Annotated in this window: 21 protein-coding genes; 13 read left to right on the forward strand and 8 right to left on the reverse strand. The window is 74.5% G+C overall.

Going from position 1 to position 21,738, the window contains the following annotated elements:
• Nucleotides 1-19: 19 nt before the first annotated feature.
• A complete protein-coding gene (locus tag ACZ402_RS11595) occupies nt 20-448 on the reverse strand; it encodes an SRPBCC family protein (protein WP_255179838.1) in 429 nt (142 codons plus the stop codon).
• A 90-nt stretch (nt 449-538) separates the two neighbouring features.
• Between ACZ402_RS11595 and ACZ402_RS11600 the strand changes: the two genes are divergently transcribed.
• Nucleotides 539-1,441, forward strand: a complete 903-nt coding sequence (locus ACZ402_RS11600; protein WP_375824976.1) for a hypothetical protein — start codon at nt 539-541, stop codon at nt 1,439-1,441.
• A 52-nt stretch (nt 1,442-1,493) separates the two neighbouring features.
• On the opposite strand, the gene ACZ402_RS11605 is transcribed toward ACZ402_RS11600, so the two are convergent.
• The 3 genes from ACZ402_RS11605 to ACZ402_RS11615 are packed head-to-tail and all read right to left on the reverse strand — an operon-like array spanning nt 1,494 to nt 3,728.
• Nucleotides 1,494-1,988, reverse strand: a complete 495-nt coding sequence (locus tag ACZ402_RS11605) for a nucleoside deaminase (protein WP_375824977.1) — start codon at nt 1,986-1,988, stop codon at nt 1,494-1,496.
• Between the two features lie 19 nt (nt 1,989-2,007).
• A complete protein-coding gene (locus ACZ402_RS11610; RefSeq protein WP_375824978.1) occupies nt 2,008-3,147 on the reverse strand; it encodes a threonine aldolase family protein in 1,140 nt (379 codons plus the stop codon).
• A complete protein-coding gene (locus tag ACZ402_RS11615; RefSeq protein ID WP_375824979.1) occupies nt 3,144-3,728 on the reverse strand; it encodes a DUF488 domain-containing protein in 585 nt (194 codons plus the stop codon). The genes ACZ402_RS11610 and ACZ402_RS11615 overlap by 4 nt, the downstream gene beginning before the upstream one ends.
• A 129-nt stretch (nt 3,729-3,857) precedes the next feature.
• On the opposite strand from ACZ402_RS11615, the gene ACZ402_RS11620 reads away from it, so the two are divergent.
• A complete protein-coding gene (locus tag ACZ402_RS11620; protein WP_375824980.1) occupies nt 3,858-4,067 on the forward strand; it encodes a hypothetical protein in 210 nt (69 codons plus the stop codon).
• Nucleotides 4,068-4,113: 46 nt separating this feature from the next.
• Here the strand turns inward: ACZ402_RS11620 and ACZ402_RS11625 are convergent, their stop codons facing one another.
• Both ACZ402_RS11625 and ACZ402_RS11630 read right to left on the reverse strand, forming a co-directional pair.
• Entirely contained in the window at nt 4,114-5,817 is a 1,704-nt protein-coding gene (locus ACZ402_RS11625) for an alpha-amylase family protein (RefSeq protein WP_375824981.1), read from the reverse strand.
• Nucleotides 5,814-6,803 (reverse strand): TIGR03885 family FMN-dependent LLM class oxidoreductase, encoded by a 990-nt coding sequence (locus ACZ402_RS11630; RefSeq protein ID WP_375824982.1) that lies wholly within the window; start codon nt 6,801-6,803, stop codon nt 5,814-5,816. The genes ACZ402_RS11625 and ACZ402_RS11630 overlap by 4 nt, the downstream gene beginning before the upstream one ends.
• 118 nt (nt 6,804-6,921) lie before the next feature.
• Between ACZ402_RS11630 and ACZ402_RS11635 the strand changes: the two genes are divergently transcribed.
• On the forward strand, nt 6,922-7,392 hold the full coding sequence (locus tag ACZ402_RS11635; protein WP_375824983.1) for a VanZ family protein: 471 nt from the start codon (nt 6,922-6,924) through the stop codon (nt 7,390-7,392).
• Nucleotides 7,393-7,479: 87 nt separating this feature from the next.
• On the opposite strand, the gene ACZ402_RS11640 is transcribed toward ACZ402_RS11635, so the two are convergent.
• Both ACZ402_RS11640 and ACZ402_RS11645 read right to left on the reverse strand, forming a co-directional pair.
• Nucleotides 7,480-7,923, reverse strand: a complete 444-nt coding sequence (locus ACZ402_RS11640) for a YchJ family protein (RefSeq protein ID WP_375824984.1) — start codon at nt 7,921-7,923, stop codon at nt 7,480-7,482.
• Nucleotides 7,924-8,022: 99 nt separating this feature from the next.
• Nucleotides 8,023-9,009 (reverse strand): glycoside hydrolase family 19 protein, encoded by a 987-nt coding sequence (locus tag ACZ402_RS11645; protein ID WP_375824985.1) that lies wholly within the window; start codon nt 9,007-9,009, stop codon nt 8,023-8,025.
• A 291-nt stretch (nt 9,010-9,300) separates the two neighbouring features.
• Here ACZ402_RS11645 and ACZ402_RS11650 point away from each other — a divergent pair, with 291 nt between their 5' ends.
• The 10 genes from ACZ402_RS11650 to ACZ402_RS11695 all read left to right on the forward strand — a co-directional run bounded on the left by ACZ402_RS11650 (nt 9,301) and on the right by ACZ402_RS11695 (nt 21,647).
• Entirely contained in the window at nt 9,301-10,332 is a 1,032-nt protein-coding gene (locus ACZ402_RS11650) for a LacI family DNA-binding transcriptional regulator (RefSeq protein WP_375824986.1), read from the forward strand.
• Nucleotides 10,329-11,291: a carbohydrate ABC transporter permease gene (locus ACZ402_RS11655; protein WP_375824987.1), complete on the forward strand. Its 963-nt coding sequence runs from the start codon at nt 10,329-10,331 to the stop codon at nt 11,289-11,291. The genes ACZ402_RS11650 and ACZ402_RS11655 overlap by 4 nt, the downstream gene beginning before the upstream one ends.
• A 3-nt stretch (nt 11,292-11,294) precedes the next feature.
• Nucleotides 11,295-12,122 (forward strand): carbohydrate ABC transporter permease, encoded by an 828-nt coding sequence (locus ACZ402_RS11660; protein WP_353708173.1) that lies wholly within the window; start codon nt 11,295-11,297, stop codon nt 12,120-12,122.
• A 43-nt stretch (nt 12,123-12,165) separates the two neighbouring features.
• The gene (locus tag ACZ402_RS11665; RefSeq protein WP_375824988.1) at nt 12,166-13,455 is read left to right on the forward strand and encodes an ABC transporter substrate-binding protein; all 1,290 of its coding nucleotides are present in this window, start codon (nt 12,166-12,168) and stop codon (nt 13,453-13,455) included.
• A gap of 134 nt (nt 13,456-13,589) precedes the next feature.
• Nucleotides 13,590-14,795, forward strand: coding sequence for an ADP-ribosylglycohydrolase family protein (locus ACZ402_RS11670; protein WP_375824989.1), 1,206 nt, complete (start codon nt 13,590-13,592; stop codon nt 14,793-14,795).
• Nucleotides 14,792-16,291: an ADP-ribosylglycohydrolase family protein gene (locus ACZ402_RS11675; protein ID WP_375824990.1), complete on the forward strand. Its 1,500-nt coding sequence runs from the start codon at nt 14,792-14,794 to the stop codon at nt 16,289-16,291. The genes ACZ402_RS11670 and ACZ402_RS11675 overlap by 4 nt, the downstream gene beginning before the upstream one ends.
• Nucleotides 16,288-17,334 (forward strand): ribokinase, encoded by a 1,047-nt coding sequence (locus ACZ402_RS11680; protein ID WP_375824991.1) that lies wholly within the window; start codon nt 16,288-16,290, stop codon nt 17,332-17,334. The genes ACZ402_RS11675 and ACZ402_RS11680 overlap by 4 nt, the downstream gene beginning before the upstream one ends.
• 61 nt (nt 17,335-17,395) lie before the next feature.
• The gene (locus ACZ402_RS11685; RefSeq protein WP_375824992.1) at nt 17,396-19,528 is read left to right on the forward strand and encodes an SUMF1/EgtB/PvdO family nonheme iron enzyme; all 2,133 of its coding nucleotides are present in this window, start codon (nt 17,396-17,398) and stop codon (nt 19,526-19,528) included.
• Nucleotides 19,525-20,745: a CaiB/BaiF CoA transferase family protein gene (locus tag ACZ402_RS11690; protein WP_375824993.1), complete on the forward strand. Its 1,221-nt coding sequence runs from the start codon at nt 19,525-19,527 to the stop codon at nt 20,743-20,745. The genes ACZ402_RS11685 and ACZ402_RS11690 overlap by 4 nt, the downstream gene beginning before the upstream one ends.
• A 92-nt stretch (nt 20,746-20,837) precedes the next feature.
• Nucleotides 20,838-21,647 carry an HpcH/HpaI aldolase/citrate lyase family protein gene (locus tag ACZ402_RS11695; RefSeq protein ID WP_375824994.1) on the forward strand — a complete coding sequence of 270 codons (810 nt, stop codon included), beginning with the start codon at nt 20,838-20,840 and terminating at the stop codon, nt 21,645-21,647.
• Nucleotides 21,648-21,738 lie beyond the last annotated feature (91 nt).

Raw genomic sequence — 21,738 nt, forward strand, 5'->3', positions numbered from 1 at the left:
GGGCGAGCGGCGCCCGACCTCAGTCGTGGCCCGCGAGCGTCCCGAGCGCCTTGGCCCACAGCGCGTGCGCGCGCTCCGCGCGCTCGGCCGTCTCGATGTTGCGCTCGACGACGCGCACGCGCGTCCCGGAGTCGTCCGGCTCGAGGGTGATGGCGATGTCGTGGTAGTTCTCGGGGACGTCGGGCAGGCCCATCGTCGGGGAGAAGTGCGTGAAGTGCAGCAGGCGCGGGCGCTCGACCGCGACGACGGTGCCCCAGTCCGCGAACTCGCGGCCCATGTAGTGCCCCTCGAACGTGACGGGGCTGCCGGGCCGGAAGTCGGTCTCGACGTTCATGCCGAGCATCCAGCGGGCGCTCGGGTGCAGCAGCTCGGCCCACACGACCTGCGGCGGCCGCGCGACGTGGATCTCGGCGGTCGTGCTGTGCTCGGTCAGGGTCGGGTCGGTCATGGGTACCTCCGGGGGCTCGGGGGCGGGGGCCCGCTTCTGGGGCGACGGTAGACCCTCCGGGCGACACCGGCAGCCGGTAGGTTCGGGCGCGTGACCCGACTCGTGCTCGTCCACGGCCGCGACAACCAGGGCCTCGACGCCGACGTCCTCGACCGCACGTGGACCACGGTGCTGGACGCGGGGCTGCGCGCGGCAGGGTCGAGCCGTGTGCTGCACGACGCCGACACGTCGTTCGTCTTCTACGGCGACACCCTCGCCGGGCTCGTCGCGGGCGACGCGGAGCCGCCGCCGGCGACGGTGCACGCGCTCGCGGCCCTGCCCGGCGACGAGCTCGCGTTCGTCGCGGCCGTCGTCGAGGAGGTGCTGCGGGGCGCGGGAGCGGGCGTCCCGGCCCGCCCCGAGGGCGCCGGGGCCGGTGCGGGGGAGTGGCTGAACCTGCTGCTGTCCGCGCTCGACCGGTACGTGCCCGGCCTGAGCAGCGGTGTCGTCGTGCTGCTCGCGCGCGACGTGTGGGCGTACCTGCACGACGACGTCGTGCGCAGGACGATCGACGACGCGCTGGCGGCCGCGATCCCGACCGACGGTCCGGCCGTCGTCGTCGCGCACTCGCTCGGGTCGGTCGTCGCGTACTCGGTGCTGCGCGAGCACCCCGACGCCGCGCGGTGGGACGTGCCGCTGCTGCTCACGCTGGGCTCCCCGCTCGCCATCCGGGCGATCCGGGACGTCCTCGCCGCGCGCGCCCCGCTCCGCGTGCCCGCGCCGGTGCGCCGCTGGGTCGCGGCGCGCGACCGTCGCGACGCGCTCGCGCTCCACGGCCTCGGGCCGGAGGCGTTCCCGCTCGACCCGCCGACGCCGCCGATCGAGGACCTCGTCGTCGCGAACGCGGCGCCGGGCCACCACGCGGCGGCCGTGCTGCTCACCGACGGCAGCCCGGCGGGCTACCTCGCGCTCCCGCAGGTCGCGGCCACGGTGGCGGCCGCGCTGGACGGCTGACGCGACCTGTCAGCGCCAGGTCGCGGCAGGGCGCGACGTCGTGCTGACAGGGTCACGACACGCCGTGGAGGCGCGCGTGCAGCGACCGGATCTCGGGGGCGAGCTCGTAGGCCGGGCCGCGCACGGGCACGCCCGGCGCGACGTCGCCGATCGCGAGCGGGCGCACGGGTCCGGGCGCCACGCGCCACTCGTCGAGCCAGCCGACGAGCTGCGTCGTGCTCGACGCGTAGACGATCGGGCCGAGCCCGACCCACGCGTGCGCCGCGCTGCACATCGCGCAGTGCTCGCCGGACGTGTACACGGTCGCGGCGCGCCGCTCCTCGGGGGTCAGGTGCTCGGCGGCCCAGCGGGCGATCTCGAACTCCGGGTGCCGGGTCGCGTCGCCGTCCTTGACACGGTTGCGGTCCTCGAACCGCACGGCCCCGTCGCGGTCGACGAGCAGGGAGCCGAACGGCTCGTCGCCGTCGTCGAGCGCCTCGCGCGCGAGCTCGACGCAGCGGCGCAGGTGCACGAGGTCGTCCGGGGTGGGGAGGGTCTCGGGAGTCATGGCGCCCATCCTCGCCCGGTCAGCGCGCGAGCGCGAGGACGCTGCGCACGTCGGCGACGAACCCGTCCACGTCGTCCGGGGTCGTGTCCCACGCGCACATCCACCGGACCTCGACCCGGTCGGCGGTCTCGCCCGGTCCCCAGTCGTAGAAGCGGTGCCGCTCGCGCAGGCGCTCGACGGCCGCGCGGGGGAGGGTCGCGAAGACCGCGTTGACGAGCGTGGGCTGCGTGAAGGCGAGGCCCGACGTCGAGGCGGGCGCGGCGTCGTCGTCCGGTCCCAGCGCGGCGGGGACGACGACGTCCGCGAGCCCCGCGCGCAGGCGCGCCGCCATCGCGTTGGCGCGCCGGGCGTTGCGCAGCCAGAGCTCGTCCTCGTCCGCGACCTCGTCGACCTCGGCGACGGCGTCGCCCACCGGCTCGAACAGCGCGAGGAGCTGCGCGGAGACGTAGCGCATCTTGGACGCGAGCTGCATCGTCGCCTTGCGCACGAACTCGACTCCGTCGACGGCCGACGGGTCGAGCACGACGACCGCCTCCCCGAGCGCGAGCCCGTTCTTGGTGCCGCCGAACGACAGCACGTCCACGCCCGCGTCGGTCGTCAGGGCCCGGAGCGGGACGTCGAGCGCGGCGGCGGCGTTCGCGAGGCGCGACCCGTCGAGGTGCACGCGCATGCCCCGGGCGTGCGCGGTGTCGGCCACCGCGCGGATCTCGGCGGGCGTGTAGAGCGTGCCGAGCTCCGTGGCCTGCGTGAGGGACACGACGAGCGGCTGCGCGCGGTGCGGGTCGCCGAGGTCGCCCGCGAACCGCTCCACGGCGTCGGGCGTGAGCTTCCCGTCCGGCGCCGGGACGGCGAGCACCTTGACCCCGCCGACGCGCTCGGGCGCGCCGTTCTCGTCCGTGTTGAGGTGCGCGTGCTCGGTCGCGACGACCGCGCCCCAGCGCGGGAGCATCGCCATGAGCGCCACGACGTTCGCGCCCGTCCCCGTGAGCACCGGGTAGGCCGCAGCGTCCGGGCCGAAGCGGGACCGCACGGCGTCCTGGAGGCGTGCCGTCCACGGGTCCTCGCCGTACGAGATCTCGTGCCCGGCGCTCGCCGCGGCCAGCGCGGCGAGGACGTCGGGATGGGCGGGGGAGTAGTTGTCCGAGGCGAACGAGGTCACGTGCCCAGCGTAAGGACCCGGGGAGGCGCCGGTGCTCCGTCCGCGTCGTGTGCCGGGTCGTCCGTGGTCGGCGGGTACCAGACGCGCGTCCCCTCGACGCGCGCGAACGAGGTGAGCGTGTGCCGGCGCGGGCGTGCGGCGGAGACGATGTCGCGCACCTCCACGCCGCGGACGACGAGCGCGTCGCCGACCAGCGACCGGTGGCACCGCCACGGCACCGCCTCCGCGCACATGATGACGAGGTCGTCGTGCGTGCTGCGCCGCACGAGGTCGTCGACCGCCGCGGCGAACTCGGGGGTCTGCATGTGGTCGGCGTAGCCGCGGAACGAGAGGTTGCGCCACGCACCGTTCGGGCTGTCGGGCCGCGTGCGCCGCAGCCCGCCCAGCGCCCGGACCCAGCGGTAGGTGATGCCGTGCTCCCGCAGGACGGGACCCAGCGCGTCACGGTGGTACTGCGGGTTGTGCCGCGACTTCGGGACGGTGCGCACGTCCACGAGCCGCCGCACCCCGTTCTCCCGCAGGAGGCCCAGGAACTCCTCGACGGACCGCGTGGAGTGGCCCACCGTGTGCACGACGCTCATGCCCGCATCGTAGGAGCGGGCCGCGTCGCTCGGGCACCGGAGAGGCGCCGGGGCGAGCGAGCGGGCGCGGACGTGCCTAGCGTCGAGAGGGACGCCCGGCCGGGCGTCATGAGCAGCGGAGGTGCAGCCATGACCACGAACCCCGACGAGCCCGGCACGGGACCGGTCCCTTCCGTCGAGCCGACGGTCGAGCCGCCGAAGTCCCCGGGGCCGCCCCCGGACCCGTCGGAGCCGCCGCGCGACCCGAGCCACATGGACCCGGTCCCGGACTCCCCGCCCGACTGGCCGTCGTCTCCCGGCCGCCCCGTCGGCCCGGACGAGCCGAGCGACGACGCCTGACGCCCGGTCGCGCGTCGTGCACCCGACGTGAGGGCGGCCGCGCGGCTCACAGGAGCCGGCGCGAGCCCGGGTGCGTGACGCGCAGCCAGCGGTAGCCGTAGCCGTCGAGCCGGACCTCGGCGGTCCCGTCGGGTTCCGGCTCGACGTCGTCCGCGTCGAGCAGGTCGACGAGGCGCGCCTCCGGCGGCAGGTCGCCGAGCGCGAGCCGGACCACGACCGGGTCCGGGGACAGGTTGTGGACGGTGACCATCGACGCCTCCTGCCACGTGCTGCGCAGCGCGAGGACCGACGGCACCGCCTGGTCGAGCACGTCGACGTCGCCCCAGCCGAGCTCGGGGCACTCGCGGTACCGGTGCGCGAGGAGGCGCACGAACATCAGCAGCGAGTCCGGGTCGCGCCGCTGGTCCGCGACGTTGACGTGCTCGGGTGCGTAGCCGTCCGTGGGCACCGGGCCGGCGAGCCGCCGCGCGGGGGCGCGCGAGAACCCTCCGTTGCGGCCCGACGACCACTGCATCGGGGTCCGCACGGCGAGCCGTCCGTCCGCGGCGAGGTTCTCGCCCATGCCGATCTCCTCGCCGTAGAAGAGGACCGGCGTCCCCGGGAGCGCGAAGAGCAGCGAGTACACCATCCGGACGCGGCGCGGGTCGCCGCCCAGCATGGGCGGGAGCCGACGGCGCAGCCCCCGCCCGTAGAGCTGCATGTCCTCCTCGGGCCCGAACGCGGCGAAGACCTCCTGGCGCTCGTCGTCGGAGAGCTTGTCGAGCGTCAGCTCGTCGTGGTTGCGCACGAACGTCGCCCACTGCGCGTCGTGCGGGATCGGGGGGCGCGCGGAGAGCGACGCGGCGAGCGGGCCGGCGTCGTGCCGCGCGAGGGACAGGTACAGCGCCTGCATGCCGTTGAAGTCGAACTGGAGCGTCAGCTCGGAGCTCGACGGTCCGGACTCGCTCCCGTCGCCCTCCCCGTCGTCGCCGAAGTACAGGCGCTGCTCCTCGAACGACAGGTTGACCTCGCCCATGAGGATCGAGTCCCCGGTGCGGCGCGAGAGGAACGAGCGCAGGGCGCGCAGGAAGTCGTGCGGGTCCTCGATCTCGTCCGACGGGTTCGCCGCCGCGTCCCCGAGGAAGAACGGGACGGCGTCGACCCGGAACCCCGACAGGCCGAGCTGGACCCAGTAGCCCATCGTCTTCGCGATCGCGTCCCGGACGAGCGGGTTCGCCGTGTTGAGGTCCGGCATGTGGCGGTAGAAGCGGTGCCGGTACCACTCGCCGGTGCGCTCGTCCTTGGTCCAGATGCCCTCCTCCTGGTCGGGGAAGATCACCTGGTCCTTCGTGGGCGGCGGCTCGTCGGCGCGCCACACGTAGAAGTCGCGGTACGGGTTGTCCGTGCTGGCGCGCGAGGCCTTGAACCACGGGTGCCGGTCGGACGTGTGGTTGACCACGAGGTCGGCGATGACCCGGATGCCGCGGTCGTGAGCCGTCCGGATCAGCTCGACCAGGTCCCCGACGTCGCCGAGCCGCGGGTCGACCGCGAGGAAGTCGGTGATGTCGTAGCCGTCGTCGCGGTCGGCGGTCGGGTAGAACGGCATGAGCCACAGGCAGGTGACCCCGAGGTCGGCGAGGTGGTCGAGGCGCTGGACGAGCCCGGCGAAGTCGCCCACGCCGTCGTCGTCCCAGTCCATGAACGTCTCGACGTCGAGGCAGTAGATCACCGCGTTCTTCCACCACAGGTCGCCGGTGTCGCTGATCCTCATGCCGCACCTCCCTCGGTCGTCGCTGTCGCCGACCGCAGGAGCGGCAGCAGCGTCGCCCCCGCCGCGTCGAGGAACGCGTCCTGCTGCTGCCCCACGTGGTGCAGGTACACCTCGTCGAACCCACAGGCCGCGAGCTCGGCGACGCGGTCCGCGAAGCGCTCGGCGTCGTGCTCGACGAGGACCGTCCCGCGCACCTCCTCCGGACGCACGAGGTCCGCGACCGCGTCGAACTGCTCGGGGGTCTCGAGGTGCCAGCTCACGCTCGGCGGCAGCAGGTTGGAGCGCCACTGGTCGTGCGCGACGGCGAACGCGGCCGCGTCGTCGTCGCCCCACGCGACGTGGACCTGCACGGCGAGCGGACCCCGGCCGCCCGCGTCGCGGTACGCGCCGACGACGCGGCGCAGCGACTCGACCGGCTGGTTGACCGTCACGAGACCGTCGGCCCAGTCCGCGTGGCGGCGCGCCGTCGCCGGGGTGACGGCCGGGCCCACGAGGCGCGGGACGACGTCGGGCAGCGACCACACGCGCGCACGGTCCACGGTGACGTGGCCGCGGTGCGTGACCTCCTCGCCCGCGAGCAGCGCGCGGATGACGTCCACGCACTCGCGCAGGCGATCGTCCCGGTCGTCCTTGGGGGGCCACGGGTCGCCCGTGACGTGCTCGTTCATCGCCTCGCCGGAGCCGAGCGCGGCCCAGAACCGGCCGGGGAACATCGCACCGAGCGTCGCGATCGCCTGCGCGACCACCGCGGGGTGGTAGCGCTGGCCGGGCGCCGTGACGACGCCGAACGGCAGGTCGGTGCTGGCGAGCGCGGCGCCGAGCCAGGACCAGGAGTGGCCCGACTCGCCCTGCCGCACGCTCCAGGGCGCGAGGTGGTCGGAGCACATCGCGGCGTCGAACCCCACCTCCTGGGCACGACGCGCGGCACCCAGCAGAGGGCCCGGGGCGATCTGCTCGTGGGACGCGTGAAAACCGAGGGAGACCATGGCGCCAGTGAACCGAGGCTCCGCCGGACACGCTCGGCGAGGAGGGGGACCGGTGGAGGCATCGTGCGTGTTCGACAGGAGGCGCCCCGCCTCGGGACGGCCCTCGTACGCTGACGCGATGCGCCTGCTGACCTGGACGTTCGTCGCCTACCTCGCCGCGGTCCTCGTCGTGACCCTGTGGCCGTCGCCGCAGTCCACCGACGCGCCGGGCTGGGCCACGGCGACCCTCGGGTTCCTCCAGGGCCTCGGCGTCCCGATCACGCTGCCTGTGCTCGAGGCGCTCGCGAACGTCGTGATGTTCGGCCCCTTCGGCCTGCTCGGGGTGCCGCTCCTGCGCGGTGCGACCGCCCGACGCCGCGGCGCGCCACCGGGCGTGTGGCGCGCCGTCGGGGTCGTGACGCTCGCGGGCGGTGCGCTGTCGGTCGCGATCGAGCTGACCCAGAACCTCCTGCCCGGCCGCGTCCCGACCGTCCAGGACGTCGTCATGAACACCGCCGGCGCCCTCCTCGGGTCGCTGCTCGTGGCGGTCGTGCTGCTCGCCGTGGCATCCCGTCGTCCCCGCGCACGGGCCGGGTCGCCGAACAGGTGATCTCGGGGCCCTGAGCAGGCGGTCCAGGTCCGTCAGCTGCTCCTGACGAGCCGGTACCACCTGGTCGGCGCCCCGGAGTGCGGGATGTCAGCCGGCGGTGGTCCCGTCGACGTAGTACCAGCGGTCGCCCTCGCGCACGAACCGGCTGACCTCGTGGAGCCGACCGCGGTCGGAGCGGTCCGCGCGCGACCGGTGGTACGCGGCGAACTCGACGACGCCCGTGGTGTCGAACGGGCCGCCGGCCTCCGTGCGCAGGACGTCGAGGCGGCGCCACTCGAGGTCGTCGTCGAGGTCGAGGTCGGCCGGCCGGGTGGACGCGTGCCAGGTCGCGCGCAGGTAGTCGGCGTCGCCGACGGCGAACGCGCTGTAGCGCGAGCGCATGAGCGCCTCCGCGGTCGGGGCGTACGGGCCCGGTGCCGCGCCGTCCGGACCTGGTCGCAGGCCCGCATGGTAGCGGCCGCAGCACGCCTCGTAGGCGTCGCCGGACAGGCAGGGGCATCGGACGGCGTCGGCGGTCGGGTGCGTGCTCATGCCGCCGAACCTACCGCCGCCCCGGGCGGGGCTCGTCGGACGCGACCGTGGCCCGCCCCGGGTCGGGACGGGCCACGGTCACCTGCGCGGGACGGGTGGTCAGCAGGACAGGTTCGCGCCCGTCGTCGTGCCGAGGATCTGCGCGAAGCGCTGGAACGCGGTGATGCGCGACTGCACCTGCGCCGGGTTGCCGCCGTTGCACTCGAGAGAGCCGTTGATGGAACGGATCGTCTCGCCGAAGCCGGCGCCGTTGACGATCGCCTGGTGGCCGGTCATCGTGCCCGGCCCGGACTGCGTGTTCCAGTACCACAGGCCCGTCTTCCAGGCGACGGCCGAGTTCTGCTCCACGAGGTAGGGGTTGTTGAGCAGGTCGATGCCGAGCGCGTCACCGGCCGCCTTGTAGTTGTAGTTCCAGCTGAGCTGGATCGGGCCCTTGCCGTAGTACGCGCTCTGGCCCGCGGGGCAGCCGTACGGCTGCGAGGCGTCGCAGTAGTGCGGGTAGTTCGCGGTGTTGATCTCCTTGATGTGCACGAGCCCACCGGTCTCGTGGTTGATGTTCGCGAGGAACGCCGCCGCCTCGCGCTTGGCGACCTGGTCGCCGCCCGTCGTCGCGAAGGCGGGGTAGGCCGACAGCGCGTCGACCAGACCCTGGTACGTGTAGAACGCGTTCCGGTTTGGGAACATCTGGTTGAACTGCGCCTCGGACACGACGAAGGCACCGGGCGTGCCGGGGTCCGTCGGGTCGGTCGGGTCGGTCGGCCCCCCTCCGCCGCAGGCGCCCTGGGTGCGCCAGACGCCCCACTCGCCGGTGGTGCCGGGCGTCTCGCCCTGCGTCCACCAGCCGGCCTTCCAGTTCTGGCCGCCGTGCGAGACGACGGCGCCGCCCAGGTAGACGGCGCCGGAGCTCCACGCGGGGGCGCAGGTCGCGGCGTGCGCCTGCTGCGCCGGGCCGGCGACCGCCCAGGAGAGCGCTCCCACGAGCGTGAGAAGAACGGCGAGAAGCAGGGCGAGGGGACGGGACGCGGGCCGCTGGGCGACCGCGGCGGCCGCCGCGGGGGAGGACGACGCCGGAGCTCGGGTGTGCATCGGTGCACCTTTCGTCGATGGTCGGGTCGGGTCGAGCCTGGTGCGGCGTCGCCACGATGGACAACCCCCGTACGCGGAACCCCGTACCCGTGGGAGGCGCGAGGCGGGGCCTCGGTCCCGCGAGGTAGAGCCGACCGAAGGTCCCCCTCGGTGCGAGGGCGTGCCGAGGGGTTGACGTCCGGGCGGGGCGGGTGCGAGAGTGTGCGCAACCCGGAAACGTTTCCAAGGCTGTCGAGGTCGTCAGTCTGGAAACGTTTCCAGAACGGTCCTTCGACGACGAGGTGGACGACAGTGACGTCATCACGCGCCACGCTGATCCAGGTGGCACAGCGGGCCGGGGTCTCCCTGGCCTCGACCTCCCGCGCCCTGCACGGGACGGGCGCGAGCCCGGCGATGGTCGAGCGCGTGCGCGCCGCGGCCACCGAGCTCGGCTACAGCCCGGACGCGATCGGGCGCTCGCTGCGCCTGAAGAAGACGTTCCAGGTCGCGTTCGCCGTCGCCGACATCGGCAACCCCGTCTACGTCGAGATGATGACGGCGATCCACGAGGTCCTGGCGCCGCACGGATACCGCGTCGTCGTCATGACGACGGGGGACACCACGCGGTCGACCGTCGAGCTCGTGCGCAGCCTGTCGAGCGGGTTCGTCGACGCCATGATCCTCAGCCCGCTGCGCACCGACGACGAGCTCGTCGAGGAGATCCGGCAGGCACCCGTGCCCGTCGTCGTCATCGGTCGCACCCTCGCTGACCGCGGCATCGACTCCGTGTCCACCGACTCCGCGGGCGGCATCGGCGAGGCCGTGCGCCACCTGCTCGGCCTCGGCCGCCGCCGGATCGCGTTCCTCAACGGGCCGCTCGACACCACGCCCGGTGAGGCGCGGCAGCGCGGCTTCGACGCCGCGACGCACGCCGACGACTTCACGGGCGAGCGCGCCGACGCCGTCGTCGCGGCGGACTTCACCGTCGCGGCGGGTCTCGCGGCCACGCTCGCGCTCCTCGACGGGACCGACGACGGCACGCGCCCGGACGCGATCGTCGCGGCCAACGACCTGCTCGCCATCGGCGCGATCCGGGCCGTGCGCGAGCGCGGGCTGTCGGTCCCCGAGGACGTCGCGGTGACCGGCATGGACGACACCGAGATCGGCCGGGTGTTCCAGCCCAGCCTCACGAGCGTCTCGCTCGGCTCGACCGAGCGCGGGCGGGTCGCCGCGGAGCTCGTCGTCGACCTCGTGGACGGCGACGCGCAGGCCGGGCGGCACACCGCCGTCGGGCCGCGCCTCGTCGTGCGCGAGTCGACCGCCGCGAGAGAGGGGTCTCGATGAGCGCGCCGACCCTCGCGGGCGACCCGCACGCCGCCGCGGCCCGCCGACCGGACCGCGGCACGCCGCGCCGGACCGGCGGCATGGCGCGCGCCAAGCGGCGCGAGGCGATCGCGCTCGTCATGCCGTCGCTCCTGCCGATCCTCGTGCTGAGCGTCGCGCCGCTCGTCATGGGCGTGGCCCTGGCGTTCACCGACGCGCGGCTCGTGCGCCACCCGGACTACCAGTTCGTGGGCGTCGACAACTTCGTGCGCCTCGCGGACAACTCGTTCTTCTGGGACTCGTTCCGCATCGGCATGATCTGGGCCGTCTCGGTGACGCTGCTCCAGCTCGTCGCGGCGATGGGCCTCGCGCTGCTGCTCAACTCGGGGCTGCGGCTCCAGGGGCTGACGCGCGTCCTGGCCCTCATCCCGTGGGCGATGCCGCCGGTCGTCGTGGCGATCATGTGGCAGATGATCTACTCGCCCAACGCCGGGCCGCTCAACGCGTTCCTCGGCGCCCTCGGGCTCCCGGACGACATCAACTGGCTCGCGGACTTCTCCACCGCGCTGCCCGCGGTGATCGTCGTCGGGGTGTGGGTCGGCATGCCGCAGACCACCGTGACGCTGCTCGCCGGGCTCCAGCAGATCCCGGACGAGCTCCACGAGGCCGCCGCGATGGACGGCGCGGGCGCGTGGCGCCGCTTCACCGCGGTGACGCTCCCGAGCCTGCGGCCGATCATCACGTCGATCACGTCGCTGAACTTCATCTGGAACTTCAACTCGTTCTCGCTGGTCTACGTGCTCACCGAGGGCGGGCCGGGCGGCCGGACCATGCTGCCGATGCTCTTCACCTACCTGGAGGCGTTCAAGAACCGGAACATCGGCTACGCCGCCGCGATGGGCGTGGTCCTGGTGATCGTCGTCGTCCTCCTGCTCGCGATCTACCTGCGGTCGCAGTTCCGCTCCGAGAAGGAGAGCTGACCCGTGCGCGCACTCGTCCGCCCGGCCCAGTACGTGGCCCTGGCGTTCTACATCCTCTTCCTCGGCTTCCCGCTCCTGTGGCTCATCTCGGCGTCGCTCAAGTCGTCGGGCGAGCTCAACTCGCTCACCGTGAGCCTGATCCCGCAGGACTTCCACTGGGAGAACTACTCCCAGGCACTCTCGCGCCAGGGGCTCGTGCGCTCGGCGTGGAACAGCGCGATCGTCGCGGTGGTCTCGACGATGCTCGTCATCGTCATCGCGCTGCCCGCGTCGTACGTGCTCGCGCGCCTGCGGGGCAAGATCCGCGCGGCGGGCGTCGGCTGGATCCTGGTGAGCCAGGTGTTCCCGGTGATCCTCATCATCCTGCCGCTGTTCCTCATCCTGCGGACCATCGGCCTCACGGACTCGCTCGTCGGGCTCACGCTCGTCCACACCACGTACACCCTGCCGTTCGCGCTGTGGATGATGCAGGGCTACGTCTCCGCGATCCCGGTGGACCTCGAGGAGGCGGGCTCCATGGACGGCGCGAGCCGGTTCACCGTGCTCCGCACGATCGTCTTCCCGCTGCTCATGCCGGGCATCGTCGCGACGGCGATGTTCAGCTTCGTCTCGTCGTGGAACGAGTTCTTCTTCGCGCTCGTCCTGCTCCAGTCGCCCGAGAACTACACGCTGCCCATCACGCTGAAGATGTTCATCGGGGGCGAGGGCAAGGTGGCGCTCGGCCCCCTCGCCGCGGGCTCCGTGCTCGCGGCCATCCCCAGCATCGTCTTCTTCTCGATCATGCAGAAGAAGCTCACCGGCGGTCTGCTGTCCGGCGCCGTGAAGGGGTGACCCCCATGTACCCCTGCAACACCCCCACCCGAAAGGTAGAACCATGAAGACTCGTGGTGCGTCCATCGCCGCATGCCTCACGATCACGACCCTGCTCGTCGCCTCCTGCTCGAGCGGGGGCGGCAGCGGGGACGACGGCGCCGACGGCGGCCCGGTGACCCTGAAGTTCCAGTCGCTGTCCGACCAGCCGGCCGCCATCGAGGCGACCGAGAAGATCGTCGCGGACTGGAACGAGGCCAACCCCGACGTCCAGGTCGAGATCGTGCCCGCGGGCTGGGACGGGATCTACGACAAGCTCATCACCCAGTTCAACGGCGGCGCCGCGCCGGACATCATCCACTACGAGGCCGCGAGCATCGTGCCCTTCGCCGTGGACGGCTACCTCGCCGACCTGTCGGAGTACATGTCGGACGAGAGGCGCGCCGACATCCCCGAGGGCATCCTCGACGCCGTGACGGTGGACGACCAGGTCATCGCCTACCCGACCGAGCTGCAGTCCTACATGGTGTTCGCCAACAAGACGATGCTCGAGGCCGCCGGCGTCGAGATCCCGACCGGCGAGACCATGACGTGGGACGAGCTGCGCGAGATCTCGAAGGCCACGACGAAGGACGGCGCGTACGGGCTCGGGTGGGGGCTCGCGAGCCCGACGGCCGCGTTCATGGCGATGGCCCCCGGCTTCGGCGGCCAGTACTTCGAGGGCACCGGTGCCGACGCGAGCATCACGATCGGCGAGGGCGAGATGGCCCTGCCGGAGCTCGTCGACGAGATGGCGCACACCGACAACACGGTGCTGCCGGTGACGCTCACGCAGTCCGGCTCGGAGACGCTCGCGTCGTTCTACGCGGGCCAGGTCGCGATGACGATCCAGGGCTCGTTCCAGGCCGCGAACATCGCCAACGACGCCCCCGAGGGCTTCGACTGGGTCGTGCTGCCGCCGCTCGAGGGCCCCGACGGCGCCGAGCAGGCCGCCAACCCGCAGACGCTGTCGGTGAACATCGACTCCGAGCACGTCGAGGAGTCCGCGGAGTTCATCGAGTTCTTCACCGACACGGAGAACCTCGCCGCGCTCAACGAGGCGGACGCGCTCATCCCCGCGACGACGTCGGCCCAGGAGGCCATGGCGGCGTCGCTCGGCGACGAGAACGGCTGGTCGACGATCCTCTCGTCCGGCCAGTTCCTCACGTCCGCGCCGTACCTGTTCGTCGACGCGTACGCGCAGTGGAAGGACACGGTCGCGACGCCCGCGTACCAGAAGTTCCTCGCCCAGGAGATCGACGCCGACCAGCTCGCGACCGAGCTCGAGGCCGGCTGGGACGAGATCACCAAGTAGCAGGACAAGCGGCGGGGCGGTCGACGGACGACCGCCCCGCCGGGAACCGCGGCCCGCACGGGTCGCACCGGGCGCGACCCGCGCCGAGAGAGATCGACAGGGAGTGGACCGTGACCTGGCTGGACGACCGAGCGGTGGCAGTGATCACCGGAGCGGCGGTGGGGGACGCGCTGGGGGGCGCCACCGAGGGCTGGACCCCCGAGCAGATCGAGGAGCGCCACGGGGGGCGCGTGACGGGGATCGTGGAGCCCTGGTATCCCAACTGGCAGGACGCGCGTCCGATCGCGCCCTACCACAAGGGTGACGGGCACATCACGGACGACACCCTCATGACGCGCGCGCTCGTGGAGGTGTACGCGAAGCGGCGCGAGCACCTCGACGCGTACGCGATGGCCGAGGACCTCGTGCCGCTCATGATCGGCGAGCCGCGCTGGATCCCGGAGCTCGAGTCGACCGCGCTGCTGCTGCAGCGCGTGTTCCTGGCCGAGAAGTGGATCGTCGCGCGCCTGCACTACGGGCACGTGGACCCGCGCGAGGCGGGCGTGGGGAACGTCGTCAACTGCGGCGCCGCGATGTACGTGGCGCCCGTCGGCCTCGCCAACGCGGGCGACCCGCGCGGCGCGTACGCCGAGGCGATCGACCTCACGGGCGCGCACCAGTCGAGCTACGGCCGCGAGGCCGCGGGCGTGTTCGCGGCCATGGTCGCCGCGTCCGTCGCGCCCGGGGCGACGGTCGACGACGTCGTGCACGCCGCGCTCGACGTCGCCCACGACGGCACCGCCGCGGCGCTCCGGGCCGTCGTCGACGCGTTCGACGGCTGGACGACGGCGCCCACGACCGACGACGAGGAGCGCGCGCTCGCGCGGCTCGTCCGGGAGACGGTGGCCCCGTTCGACTCGGTCGGGCCCGCGTACCGGCAGATGTCGATGGACGCGCGGCGCCCGTCGCGCACCAAGTCCATCGAGGAGCTGCCCGCGGCGCTCGGGTTCGTGCTCGGGCACCGCGGCGACTTCCGCGGCGCCGTGCTCGGCGCCGTGAACTACGGGCGCGACGCCGACTCGATCGCCGTCATGGCCGGTGCCGTGTGCGCCGGGCTGGGCGGGACCGCCGTCGTGCCGGACGAGTGGCTCGACGCGATCGAGGACGCGAGCCGCATGGACATCCGGGAGACGGGTCGCCTCATGGCGTCCGCGGCGGCGGACATCCTCCGCTCCGACCGTGAGCGCGCCACGTCGCGCCTGCGCGCGCTCGCCGAGCTCGGCGGCGCGTCCGTGGACGGGAGCGGGCGCAGCGTGCCCGACGGCGCGGCGCAGCCCGCGCGGGCGGGTGACCCGGCGTGAGGCTCACCTGGGCCCAGCCCGAGGACCTGCTCGCGCACGAGCTCGTCCAGGCGACGGCGGAGGGCAAGGACCCCGCGTCCCTCGCCGACGTGCGCGAGCGCTGGACCGCCGCGGGCGGCGACGCCGTCCCCGCCGTGAGCGGTGCCGGCCCGGTTCCCGCGACCCCGGCGCTGCGCGCGCTCGCGCGCGACCTGCTCGTCGAGCTGGACGCGCTGCCCGCGGCGCCCGCGCCGCACGAGCCCGACGACTGGGACGCGATCCTCGCCACGCTCCCGGCGGCGCCCGGCCTGCCGACCCGCCCGGGCGCCGTCGGGTCCCCCGACGCCACGGCCGCCGGCGCGGCGACCGGAACCGCCGCGGCCGCCGACGCCGCGTACGCGGACCGCGTGCTCGGCGCGTGGACCGGGCGCGCGGCGGGCTGCCTGCTGGGCAAGCCCGTGGAGAAGATCCCGCGCGCCGGGATCGAGGAGATCCTGCGCGCCACGGGCCGGTGGCCGCTCGACCGCTGGTTCACCGCCGTCGGGCTGCCCGACGACGTCGCCGCGCGCTGGCCGTGGAACCGCCGCAGCGCGCCGACGTCGCTCGAGGAGAACATCGACGGGATGCCGGAGGACGACGACCTCAACTACCCGATCCTCGCGCTGGCCCTGCTGGAGCGGCACGGGCGCGGGTTCACGACGGACGACGTCGCGCAGCTCTGGCTCGACGCGCTGCCCGCGGGTCGCGTGTTCACGGCCGAGCGCGCCGCGTACCGCAACATCCTGGACGCGCGGCCGGTGCCGGAGACGGCGACGCACCACAACCCGTTCCGGGAGTGGATCGGCGCGCTCATCCGCACGGACGTGCTCGGCTGGGTCTCGCCGGGCGACGTGCGCGAGGCCGCTCGCCTCGCGTGGACGGACGCGCGCCTGAGCCACACGCGCAACGGCGTGTACGGGGCGATGTGGGCGGCCGCGCTCGCGTCGGCGGCCATGGTCTGCGAGACGGCGGACGAGGTGCTCGACGCGGCGGACGCCGTCGTGCCGCCGGGCAGCCGACTGGCCGCGGCGATCCGGCTCGGCCGCGACGCGGGTCGCGACGGCGACGCGTCCGAGGCGGGCGTGCGCGCCGGGCTCGACACGATCCACGCCGCGTACGGGGACCTGCACTGGGTGCACGTGCTCAACAACGCCGCGGTGATCGCCTACGCGCTCACCGCGGGGCGCGGCGCGGACGGCCGCGGCGACTTCGGCGCGAGCGTCGCGATCGCCGTCACCGCGGGCTGGGACACCGACTCGGCGGGGGCGACGGTCGGCGGCGTGGTGGGTGCGCTGCAGGGCGTCGACGGGATCGGGGAGCAGTGGACCCGTCCGCTCGACGGCCACGTCGCGACCTCGCTGCCCGGCGGCGAGCAGAGGATCGTGGACCTCGCGGCGCGGACGGTCGCGCTCGCGCCGGTCCCGGTCATGCTGGCCGGGGGAGCCGTGCAGAGTTCCACGGAGGAGGCACGGGCATGAGCACGACGGCGGGCGGGGAGCAGGGCGCCACGGCCCCGGGCGGGTCCGGACGGGTCGTGGTGGTCGGGTCGGCGAACGTCGACCTCGTCGTCGACGTGCCGCGGCACCCCGGCGGCGGCGAGACCATCCTCGGCGGCGAGCTGCGGCGCAACTCCGGCGGCAAGGGCGCGAACCAGGCGGTCGGCGCTGCGCGCGCGGGCGGCGCCGACACGACGTTCGTCGGCGCCCTCGGGCACGACGACGCGGCCGACCTGCTGCTGGCGTCGCTCGACCGCGGCGGCGTGCGGACGGACCTCGTGGAGCGCGTCGACGTCCCGACCGGGACGGCCCTCATCACCGTCTCGCCCGACGGCGAGAACGCGATCGTCGTCGCTCCGGGTGCGAACTCGCACGTGACGGTCGCCGCGGCGCAGGCCGAGCGGATCGCCGCGGCGGACGTCGTGCTCGCGCAGCTCGAGATCCCGCTCGACGTCGTGCGCGCCGCCGCGGCCGCGCGTCGCCCCGGCGCGCTGCTGGTGCTCAACGCGGCGCCGTCGCGCGACCTGCCGGACGACGTCTGGGACGCCATCGACGTGCTCGTCGTCAACGAGCACGAAGCGGCGGACCTCGCCGGGGTCGCCCTCCGTGCCGCGTCACGTACCGAAGAAGACGTGCAAGGCGTCGAGGACGCTCCGGGCCCCGACGGGGCGACGGCGGGCGACGTCGACCCCGAGGCCCTCGCCGGGCTCCTGATCGAGCGGGTGCCGGCCGTCGTCGTGACGCTCGGCGGCCGGGGCAGCCTGGTGCTCGAGCGGCTGCCCGGCGGCAAGCTGCTCAGCGGCGTCCCCGCGATCCCCGTCGACGCCGTCGACACGACCGGCGCGGGCGACACGTTCTGCGGCGTCCTCGCCGCGGCGCTCGCGCGCGGCGACGACCTGCCCGACGCCGCGCGGCTCGCCGCCGCGGCGGGCGCGCTCGCCGTGACCCGGCCGGGGGCGCAGGACGCCGTGCCGGACGGGGCGGACGTCGTCGCGCTCGCGCGCCGGGTCGAGAGCCTCACCTGATCGCCCTGAGCCAGTTCACCGCACGACCGAGCGCGGGCCCGCCCGCCGAGGGAAAGGCACCATGACGTACACGTTCGACCCGCTCGTCCCGCGACCGATCGACCTGCCGACCGAGGTCGCGCTCGACGGGCCGCTCACGCCCGAGCAGTCGCTCGCGCTCGACGAGGCGAAGATCTTCGTCGGCCCGGTCGACCCCGCCGACCGTCCGGCCTGGCGCGAGCGCCTCGCCGCGTGGCGCGACGACGCCCGCCGCCGCCACGGGTACACCGGTGCCGCGTACGACCGCCCGGACGCCGCGTGGGCTGCCGGGTGCTCGACGGTCGCGCAGGTGTGGCTGTGGGACGAGCTGCTGTACTCGTTCGAGGAGCACCGGTTCACGCCGGAGCGGTTCCTCGCCGACGCGCGCGAGAGGTTCGGCGGCCTCGACGCCGTCGTGCTGTGGCACGCGTACCCCGTCATCGGGATCGACGACCGCAACCAGTGGGACTTCTACCGCGACGTCCCGGGCATCGTCGACCTCGTGCGGACGTTCCACGACGCGGGCCTGCACGTGTTCGTCGACTACAACCCGTGGGACGTCGGCACGCGCCGCGGCGACGACGACCTCACCGAGCTCGCCGCCGTCGTGCGCGACCTCGGCGCCGACGGCGTCTTCCTCGACACGCTGAAGAAGGCCGAGCCGGAGCTCGTCGCGCGGCTCGAGGCCGCGCGGCCCGGCGTCGTCCTGGAGGGCGAGTCCAAGCTTCCGGTCGAGCGCATCGAGGACCACTCGTCGTCGTGGGCGCAGTTCTTCGCCGACTCGCCCGTGCCCGGCGTGCTGCGCGCGCACTGGTACGAGCGCCGCCACATGCAGCACCACGTGCGCCGCTGGCACCGCGACCACTCCGAGGAGCTCCAGTCCGCGTGGCTCAACGGCGTGGGCGTCATGGTGTGGGAGGTCGTGTTCGGGGTGTGGGTCGGCTGGTCGCGGCGCGACGCCGCGACGGTCAAGCGCCTCGTCACGGTCCAGCGTGCCGCGCGGCAGCTGCTGCTGGAGGGGGAGTGGACGCCCCTCACCGAGCTCGCCCCCGAGGCGGAGGAGGCCGGGGTCTACGCGTCGCGCTGGGACCTCGACGGCGTCACCCTGTGGACGCTGGTCAACCGAGGCGCCTCGGACTACGCCGGCCCCCTCCTCCCGCCCGACCACCCCTCCCGTCGAACCCTGGATCCCTCCTCGGCCGGGGCCGTCGGTGGGGAGGAACCCCGGGCTCGGCGCGACGTGCGGGTGCCGGGGCGGGGGATCGCCGCCGTGCTGCACGTGGTCGACGGCGCCGGGGAGCCCGACTGGCTGCCGCACCTGCGCGACGTGGTCGTCTCTCTCGACACGTCCGCGCCCCACGACCCCGACGCGCGGTTCCCGCACCGGGTCGCGCGACGCCTCGCGCCGAGCGGCGAGGTCGGGCTGGGGACGGCCGGGGTGACGGACCCGGCCGGGGCGAGCGCCGCCGTCGGGCAGGGCGGGACCGGGGCGACGGGTGTGCCCGGGCCGGGCGCCGTCGTCGTCCCCGCGGGGCCGTACGCGCTGACCGTCCGGTACCGGGCGCGCGAGACCGGGATGTACCAGGGCGCGCCGTACGTGGACGAGTGGAAGCCGCTGCCGCCGCGCCTGCACGACGCGCGGACCCTCCAGCGCGACGGCGAGCTCGCCGCCCCGGTCGCGGTCGGGAACGACGTGACGAACGCGGAGCTCGCGGAGTTCCTCGCGGCCACCGGGTACGAGCCCGTGGTCGCGCACCGCTTCCTCGCGCACTGGAAGGACGGCCGTCCCGTGCCCGGCACGGAGGACGAGCCCGTGACCTTCGTCGACCTCGACGACGCGCGGGCGTACTGCGCGTGGCGCGGCGGCCGCCTGCCCACCGAGGACGAGTGGCAGCTCGCGGCCGAGCAGCCCGGCTGGACGCGCGGCGAGCCCGTCGTGTGGAGCTGGACGGGCTCCGAGCACTCCGACGGCCGCACGCGGTTCGTCATGCTCAAGGGCGGCAGCGACTACCGCGCCGAGGGCTCCGACTGGTACGTCGAGGGCGGGCGCCACGCGGCGGACTACGCGGTCAAGCTCCTCGTCCCCGGCCTGGGGCTCGCGCGCGGCGCGACCGTCGGGTTCCGCTGCGCGTGGGACCTCGCCGCCGACCAGCCCGCCGAGGAGGTGACGGCATGACGGACGCACCGCGCGTCTCGCGCGACCCGGCCGCGGGCGCGCTCGCGGGCCTGCGCGTCGTCGACGCGTCGACGCTGTTCGCCGGGCCCATGGCGGCGATGCACCTCGGTGACCTGGGCGCCGACGTCGTCAAGGTCGAGCACCCGACGAAGCCCGACCCGTCACGCACGCACGGCGCGGCGAAGGACGGCGTGAACCTGTGGTGGAAGACGCTCGGGCGCAACAAGCGCACCGTCACCGCGAACCTCGGCAGCCCGGGCGGGCGCGAGGTGTTCCTCGCGCTCGTCGCCGACGCGGACGTCGTCGTCGAGAACTTCCGGCCCGGCACGCTCGAGCGCTGGGGCCTCGGCTACGACGAGCTGTCCGCGCGCAACCCGCGGCTCGTGCTCGCGCGCGTGAGCGGGTTCGGGCAGGTCGGGCCGTACCGCACCCGCCCCGGGTTCGGCACGCTCGCCGAGGCGATGAGCGGGTTCGCCGCGATGACCGGCGAGCCCGACGGCCCGCCGACCCTCCCGCCGTTCGGGCTCGCCGACGGCGTCGCGTCGCTCGCGACCGCGTTCGCCGTCATGGTCGCGCTGTCGACGCGCGAGCGCACCGGGCACGGGCAGGTCGTCGACACGGCGATCATCGAGCCCATCCTCGCGATGCTCGGGCCGCAGATCACGCGCTGGGACCAGCTCCGCACCGTGCAGCCGCGCACCGGCAACCGGTCCGCGAACAACGCGCCGCGCAACACCTACCGCACGCGCGACGGGCAGTGGGTCGCGGTGTCGACGTCGGCGCAGTCCATCGCCGAGCGCGTCATGCGCCTCGTCGGGCGCCCTGAGATCGTCGACGAGCCGTGGTTCGCGAGCGGCGTCGAGCGCGCGCAGCACGCCGACCTGCTCGACGAGGCCGTCGGCGGCTGGATCGCGCAGCGCACGCGCGACGAGGTCGTGGCCGCGTTCGAGGAGGCGCAGGCCGCCGTCGCGCCGATCTACGACGCCCAGGACATCGTCGACGACCCGCAGCTCCGCGCGCTCGGCACGATCCACGAGATCGAGGACCCCGAGCTCGGGCCGATGCTCATGCAGGGCCCGCTGTTCCGGATGTCCGAGAACGACGGCGTCATCCGCTTCACGGGCCGCCCGCACGGCGCCGACACCGACGCCGTGCTGGGCGAGCTCGGGTTCGCGCCCGAGCGCGTCGCGGAGCTCCGGGCGGAGGGCGCCATATGAGTGCGGGCGCCCGGTCGGGTCCAGGAACCGGGTCCGGGTCGGGAGACCGGCGCGCGTCCCGGGCCGGTGCGCCGCCGTTGACCTTGCTGTACGTGCCCGCGGACCGGCCCGACCGGGTCGCGAAGGCGCTCGCGTCCGCGGCCGACGTCGTGCTCGTCGACCTCGAGGACGCCGTCGCCCCCGCGCGCAAGGACGAGGCGCGGGGGAACGCCGTCGGGCTGCTGGACGAGGCCGCCGCCGCGCGCGGGGTCCAGGTGCGCGTCAACCACCCCGCGACGCCGTGGCACGCCGACGACGTCGCAGCCCTCGCCGGGCTGCCGCCCACCGTCGGGGCGCGCGTGCCGAAGGTCGAGTCCGCCGACGAGGTGCGGGCGCTCGCGGCGGCGCTCCCCGGGCGGGCGCTGCACCTGCTGGTCGAGTCGGCGCTCGGCGTCGAGCGGGCGTTCGAGCTCGCGACGGCGTCGCCGCAGGTCGCGTCGCTCGGGCTCGGCGAGGCCGACCTACGCTCCGACCTGCGGGTCGACGACGAGGCCGGGCTCGCGTGGGCGCGCAGCCGGGTCGTCGTCGCGGCCCGGGCGGCGGGGCTCCCGTCGCCCGCGATGTCCGCGTACACGCACGTGCGCGACCTCGACGGGCTCGCGGCGTCGTGCGCGGCGGGTCGGGCGCTCGGGTTCTGCGGCCGCACCGCGATCCACCCCGGGCAGCTCGACACGATCCGCGACGCGTTCCTGCCGACGCCCGACGAGGTGGACCGCGCGCGCGAGGTGGTGGAGCGCGTGGGCGACGCCGCGGCGTCGGGCACGGGCGTCGTCGCCCTCGCGGACGGCACGTTCCTCGACGTCGCGATGGTCGAGCGCGCGCGCACCGTGCTGGCCCTGGCGGACCGCCGCCCACCCGGATAGCGCCCGGCGCCGAGCACGACCCTGCCCGCGGTCGAACACGACATGAAGGTCGCTTTCAGCCCGATAACGACCCTCATGTCGTGTTCGACCG

This window comes from Cellulosimicrobium sp. NPDC030954, from assembly GCF_055571305.1.